The 6,478-nt window shown below is 61.6% G+C and carries 6 protein-coding genes; all 6 read left to right on the top strand.

Annotated features, from left to right (window positions below; translation table 11 throughout):
- Positions 1-1,071: glycoside hydrolase family 3 C-terminal domain-containing protein (locus E5W87_RS27875; RefSeq protein WP_292404886.1), on the top strand; the 1,071-nt coding region annotated here is incomplete at its 5' end.
- Between the two features lie 86 nt (positions 1,072-1,157).
- The gene (locus E5W87_RS27870) at positions 1,158-2,393 is read left to right on the top strand and encodes an ABC transporter substrate-binding protein (RefSeq protein WP_292404885.1); all 1,236 of its coding nucleotides are present in this window, start codon (positions 1,158-1,160) and stop codon (positions 2,391-2,393) included.
- 98 nt (positions 2,394-2,491) lie between these two features.
- The gene (locus tag E5W87_RS27865; RefSeq protein WP_292404884.1) at positions 2,492-3,367 is read left to right on the top strand and encodes a carbohydrate ABC transporter permease; all 876 of its coding nucleotides are present in this window, start codon (positions 2,492-2,494) and stop codon (positions 3,365-3,367) included.
- The gene (locus E5W87_RS27860; protein WP_292404883.1) at positions 3,364-4,248 is read left to right on the top strand and encodes a carbohydrate ABC transporter permease; all 885 of its coding nucleotides are present in this window, start codon (positions 3,364-3,366) and stop codon (positions 4,246-4,248) included. The genes E5W87_RS27865 and E5W87_RS27860 overlap by 4 nt, the downstream gene beginning before the upstream one ends.
- A 2-nt stretch (positions 4,249-4,250) precedes the next feature.
- Positions 4,251-5,321 (top strand): ABC transporter ATP-binding protein, encoded by a 1,071-nt coding sequence (locus tag E5W87_RS27855; protein ID WP_292404882.1) that lies wholly within the window; start codon positions 4,251-4,253, stop codon positions 5,319-5,321.
- A gap of 81 nt (positions 5,322-5,402) precedes the next feature.
- Positions 5,403-6,478, top strand: a 1,076-nt coding sequence (locus tag E5W87_RS27850) for a glycoside hydrolase family 3 N-terminal domain-containing protein (protein ID WP_292404894.1), incomplete at its 3' end; no start/stop codon positions are given.

Genomic DNA, 6,478 nt, shown 5'->3' with positions numbered 1-6,478 from the left:
GTCCTGTTCTTCGCCAACACCGAGGTCGGTTATGATGGCGAGGGCTCCGACCGCAAGCATCTCAATCTGCATGACGGCCAGGACGCTCTGATCGAGCGGCTAGCCGCGCGCGCCAGCAAAGTCGTGATCATTCTCGCGACGCCGGACGCCGTGGTCATGCCCTGGGCCGATCATGTTGCAGCCGTCCTTGCGGCTTTCTTCGGCGGCCAAGGTGCAGGCAGCGCCATCGCCGATGTTCTGTTCGGCAGCCAGAATCCGTGCGGCAAGCTGACCGTGACATTCCCCCTCCAGGTCGAGGACATACCGGGCTACCTCACCTATCCCGGCGAGGGCAATCGCCACATCTATTCGGAGGGCATCCACGTCGGCTATCGCTTCTACGACAAGCGCAAGCTCACGCCGCTGTTTCCTTTCGGTTTCGGGCTGAGCTACACCAGCTTCGAATATTCCAACCTGTCGGTCGATGCCGATCGGATCGATGCGTCGAGCACGATCACGCTGGCGTTCGATATCACCAATACCGGCAGTGTGGCCGGCAAGGAAATCGCGCAGGTTTATGCGCGCCCGCACCAACCGCGGCTGATCCGCCCGATCCGTGAACTCAAGGGCTTCGCGAAAGTCTCTCTCGAGCCGGGCGAAACCAAGCGCGTCGAGATCAAGATCGACAGCCGCGATTTGCGATACTACGACCCGCAGTATCGCCGGTGGCTGCTCGATGCTGGCAGCCTGACCTTCGAGGTCGGCGCGTCCTCTCGCGACATCCGTCTGGAGCGGGCGGTCGACATCGAAGCCGCGGCACTCGCCTCCACCGTCCTCAATGTCGAAAGCCAGCCCTTCCTGGTCTTCGAGCACGAATTCGCCCGCCAGCGCTTCCGTGCCTTTCTCAAGCAGCGGCTCGATCTCAGCGATCAGGAAGCCGACAAGATGCTCGAATATTGCGCCGGCTCCTTCCTTGGAATCCACAAGACCGTCGCCTGGGTCGCGGGCGAGACAATCTCCAAGGCCGAAATGGCCGCATTCCTCGACAGCCTCAACAAGGAGATGGGGATGACGCTCACCAAAGCTGCATAGACACCCGGGCGCCGCCTTGCGCGATGCCGGAACGAGCGTCTCGGGAACAGAGACCGTGCAATCAATGCCAACCAAGGGGAACTGCCATGAAATTTCGCCACCTATTGTCCACAATGACCATCCTCGGCACGTTCGCTGCCTCAAGTCCCGCGCTCGCCCAGACCGTCGACGTGCAGCACTACTGGACGAGCTCGAGTGAATCCAAGGCGATGAACACGATCGCCGACAGCTTCAAGCAGCGCGGCGGAAAATGGATCGACAGCCCGTCGGCCGATTTCGACGCGGCGCTTGCGGCGGCAACCAGCCGGATTGCCGGCGGCCAGCCGCCATCGGCGATCCTGATGACGCCAAGCTCGGCGCTGCGCGACCTTGCCAGCTCCGGTCAGCTTCGAGATTTCGACGATCTCGCCGCCAAGGGCGGTTGGCAAAAGGTGATGGCGCCGATTGTGTGGGACAAGCTCAATGTCGACGGCCATCTCGTTGCCTTGCCCGTCGGAGTGCATGCTCAGAACTGGGTCTGGTATTCCAAGCCCGTTCTGGAGAAACTCAAAATCAGCGAACCGAAGACCTTCGACGAGCTTTTCGCCGCCGCCGATAAGATCAAGGCGTCGGGCGGCATTGGCATCGCCACCGGCGGCGAACCCTGGCAGCAAGTCGGCATCCTCTACAGTGCGTTTCTCGCTCTCGGCGGTCCCGAGTACTGGAATGAACTGATCGTCAAGCGATCCCCCGAGGCGCTCAAATCGCCTGTCCTGACCCAGGCTTTCGATATCTTTCGCAAGGTATCGACCTATGCGGATCCGGCGAGCCCCGGCCGCTCCTGGAACGACACGACGAACCTCGTCGTGACGGACAAGGCCGGTTTCCAGTTCATGGGCGACTGGGCACGGGGCGAGTTCCTCGCTGCCGGCAAGGTCGCGGGTAAGGACTTCGGGTGCTTGCTGACGCCGGCCGAAAAGCCAGGCTACGCGATCCTGATCGATGTCTTTGCATTCCCGGTGAACACCGACGACGACCGGATCAAAGGCCAGACACTGCTGGCGGACTCGATCATGGAGCCTGCTGTCCAGGAAAAGATCGCCGAGGTCAAAGGCTCTGTCCCGTCGCGGACGGATGTGGATACGTCCAAGCTCGACACCTGCGCGCAAATCGGATCCAAGACGCTTGCCACGCCGGGCGCCGCGGTCCAGGCAGCCTATGATGCGCTCGCAGGCGACCTCAACGGCCAGGTGACGGATCTGGCCGGGCAGTTCTGGACCGACAAGTCCATGACCACGCAAGCGGCCGTCGAGAGCTTTAGCAACATCCTGCAGAGCGAGTAAGGATCACGCAACCGGCCGGCGGCATCGCTGGCCGGTTGCCAACCCTTGCACTCGCGGGTCGCTCGGCGTGACGCACCTATGATCCTGAAAGCGGTTTCATGAGAACCTGGTTGCATCGGCAGACGTTCAGGCCGGACATGACGGTCGTCTTCTTCTTCGGCATCGTGGCGGTGTTTTTCTACGGGTCGATCTTGTGGACCGGCTACATGTCCCTGACGCGGTCGACGCTGATGCCCAATTATAATTTCGTTGGCTTCGACCAATATATCAAGCTCTTCACGAACCACCGCTGGCTGGTGTCTTGCCTGAACATGGTGATTTTCGGTGTGCTCTATATCGTTGGCACGCTCGCCTTCGGCACGCTGCTTGCCGTTTTCGCCGACCGCCGCATCAGGGCCGAGTCACTGTTTCGAACCATATTCCTCTATCCGCTCGCCGTATCGCTGATCGTCACCGGTCTTTCCTGGCGCTGGGTGCTCGACCCTGTGAACGGCTTGCAGGGGCTGGTGCGCGGCATGGGTTGGGAGAATTTCACCTTCGACTGGCTCACCGATCCAAACCGGGCGATCTACACGCTGGTCATTGCCGGCATCTGGCACTCGGCCGGGTTGATCATGGTCATCATTCTCGCCGGCTTGCGCGGTGTGGACGAAGACCTCTGGAAGGCGATCCGCATGGAAGGCATTCCCCTCTGGCGCGCCTATCTGCAAGTCATCTTTCCCGGTATGCGGCCGGTCGTGGCTTCCTGCGTCGTGCTTTTGATGTCGGACGTTATTCGCGGCTACGACCTTGTTATCGCCATGACCAAGGGGGGGCCCGGCATTGCCACGGAAATGCCGGCGAAGTTCGCTGTCGACTACTACTTCGCGCGGGTCAATCTCGGCCTGGCTTCCGCCGCCTCGATCGCGATGCTGGTCCTCTCGCTCTTGCTGTTGGCGCCTTATTTCTACAGTGAGTTCAGGAGGCGCACGTGACGCAAAGCCTTCCTGGCGAAAGGTCCGTGTTCGGCCCACGCGCGGCGCGCCTCGGTCTCTATGCATTTCTCTTCGCTTCGGCCGCCTTCTTCCTCCTGCCGCTGCTGCTGGTGATCAGTAACTCGCTGAAGCCGATGGAGGAAATCCGCCAGGGCAATCTTCTCGCTCTCCCCGTCAAGCCGACTTTCGATGCGTGGCTGACGGCATGGAAAAGCGCTTGCACCGGGCTCGAATGCGGCGGGGTGCGCCCAGGCCTGTGGAACTCGATCAAGATCACCGTTCCAGCCGTCGTGATCTCCACGCTGGCAGGCGCGCTCAACGGCTATGCGCTAGCGCAGTGGAAGTGGCGCCACGCCAACCTGATCATGCTTCTCGTCATGGTCGGCCTATTCATCCCCTATCAGGCGATGCTCTATCCGACGGTGAAGATCCTGAGCAGCCTCAGTCTGTTCCGCACCTATGGCGGTATCATTCTTGTCCATGTTGTCTACGGCTTGCCTTATACGACGCTGCTGTTCCGAAACTTCTACGTTGGCGTGCCGGAGGAGATCAGCCGAGCCGCGCGCATGGAAGGCGCCAGTTTTCTCAGAACGTTCCGGTCCGTCATCCTTCCGCTGTCGACCAACATCCTGGTCGTCGTGGCGATCCTGCAATTCACCGGCATATGGAACGATTATCTGCTCGGGCTGATCTTCGCCGGCAACGACAACTTGCCGATGACGGTTCAGCTCACCAACATCGTCAACAATGCTCGGGGATCGGCGTCGCCCAACGTCAACATGGCCGCCGCGGTCATCACCGCCATTCCGACGCTCATCGTCTATTTCCTCTCCGGCCGCTATTTCGTGCGCGGCATCGCCGCCGGTGCCGTGAAGGGTTAGCCATGTCCAGTGTATCCATCCGGAAAATCAGGAAATCCTTCGCCGGTCTCATCGTCCTGGATTCGGTCGACATGGAGATCGCTCCCGGCGAATTCATCGTCATCCTTGGCCCCTCGGGGTGCGGAAAGTCGACCCTGCTCAACGTGATCGCCGGACTTGACGATTGCGACTCTGGCCAGATCGTAATCGACGCTGTCGATGTCAGCGGCCTGGAGCCAAGCCAGCGGGGACTAGCGATGGTGTTTCAATCCTATGCGCTTTTTCCTGCCATGACCGTGCGGCGCAATCTCTCCTTCGGCATGGAAGTCGCCGGCACGCCCAAGGCGACGATCGTGCAAAAGGTAGACTGGGTGGCGAAGCTCCTGCAAATCGAGGTGCTGCTCGACCGTAAGCCGAGCCAGTTGTCAGGCGGTCAACGCCAGCGGGTCGCGATCGGTCGAGCGCTCGTGCGCTCGTCCAGCATCTGCCTTTTCGACGAACCGCTGTCGAACCTCGACGCCAAGCTGCGCGCCGAGACGCGCGTCGAGCTTAAGCAGCTGCACGAGACGCTGAAGTCCACCATGATCTATGTGACTCATGACCAGATCGAAGCCATGACAATGGCCGATCGCGTGGCCGTGATGCACAAGGGCAGGGTCGAGCAGTTCGCGCCTCCGCAGTCGATCTACGAGAAGCCGGCAAGCCTCTTCGTCGCCGGCTTCGTGGGATCGCCTGCCATGAATCTTCTCGAGGGCAGCCTGGACGGCGCGGGGCGCTTTCTGGTCGGTCAGCGCAGCGTCAGCTCTTCCACCTATCCTTTCGAAGAGCCGTCAACAGCGGGCGAGGCGGTGCTCGGCATTCGGTGCGAGGACATCGACGTCGTCGAGCCGGGTTCGCCCGACAGCATTCCCGCCAAGCTCGCCTTCACCGAACTTCTGGGCGCCGATGCCCTCGGCTGGTTCGACTGCCTGGGCAAACGCATGAGCGTCAGGCTCGGCGTCGATGCCGCCCGCTCGATGCGGAAGGAGGTCGGGCTTCGGTTCGACATCGCGAAGGCTTCCTTCTTTTCGGCGTCGACCGAACGGCGGCTGTGAGGAACACGAGAGCTCAATCAACCGGCGGCGCAAACGCCGCCGAGGCATCCATGGAGACTTCGGTTGTCGTATGAAAAGCTGATGGATGGCGCGTTCGATGCGCTGATCGAAGAAATGACGGATGCGGAGAAGGTGGCGCTTGTTTCAGGCCACCGCATGTGGAAGACGGCGGCGATCGAGCGTCTGGGCATCCCGCAGATCGTCATGACCGACGGCACCTACGGGGTTCGTTACTCCATCCCGCAGATCGACCAGGATGAAGCCGGGGGGCAGGATTTCGCGGCGTTTCTCTCCGTGGTCAACCAGCAGGCCGATGACGTGCAGATCGCCTGGGGACAAGTCAAACCCGCAACCTGCTTTCCAAACGGCTGCAGCATCGCCTGTTCGTGGGACGTGGAACTGGCGCGGGGGCTGGGCGAAGCTCTCGCCCGCGAATGCCAGGAATCCGGCGTCCACCTGCTGCTCGGACCGGGGATCAATATCCGCCGCACCCCGCTCGGCGGCCGTTCCTACGAATATTACTCCGAAGACCCGATCCTCACAGGGGATTTCGCGGCTGGCGTCATCGGCGGTCTGCAGGACAGCGGCGTCGGCGCGTCGCTGAAGCATTTCGCCTGCAACAATTCGGAAGTCGAGCGAACGACCATGGATTCCGTGGTCGAGGAACGCGCGCTGCGGGAGATATACTTCCGCGGCTTCGAGCGCGCGATCGCCAAGAGCAATCCCTGGACCGTGATGAGTTCCTACAATCGTCTGAACGGTGTCCAGGCTGCCGAGAACCGCTGGCTCCTCGACGAGGTGTTGCGAGGCGAGTGGGGTTATGACGGCCTGGTTGTCTCCGATTGGCACGGCATCAAGGATCGACCGGCCTCGCTGGCGGCCGGCAACGACCTCGACATGCCGGAAAGCGAAACGCGCAAGGCAGACCTGCTGGAGGCGATCAAGGCGGGCAAGGTGGACCACGCCGTGCTCGACAAGGCCTGCGCACGCATGCTCGGTCTGATCCAGCGCGCCAAGCGCGGGGAAAACAGGGGGCGGGCTTTCGATCGCGCCGAGCATCATGCGCTCGCCCGCCGGATGGCGGCCGAATCCATGGTTCTGCTGAAAAACGAGGGCGCACTCCTGCCGATCTCGCCAGCGAAGGTGAAGCGTATTGC

This window comes from Mesorhizobium sp., from assembly GCF_004962925.1.
Taxonomy (GTDB): Bacteria; Pseudomonadota; Alphaproteobacteria; order Rhizobiales; family Rhizobiaceae; genus Mesorhizobium.
The sequence above is the reverse complement of the archived record's forward strand: the minus strand, read 5'-3'. Positions and strand labels throughout refer to the sequence as shown.

Bases quoted from the DNA above. Each gene is read 5' to 3' on its own strand.
- E5W87_RS27855 (WP_292404882.1), top strand. From the start codon at position 4,251: ATGTCCAGTGTATCCATCCGGAAAATCAGGAAATCCTTCGCCGGTCTC.
- E5W87_RS27865 (WP_292404884.1), top strand. From the start codon at position 2,492: ATGAGAACCTGGTTGCATCGGCAGACGTTCAGGCCGGACATGACGGTC.
- E5W87_RS27870 (WP_292404885.1), top strand. From the start codon at position 1,158: ATGAAATTTCGCCACCTATTGTCCACAATGACCATCCTCGGCACGTTC.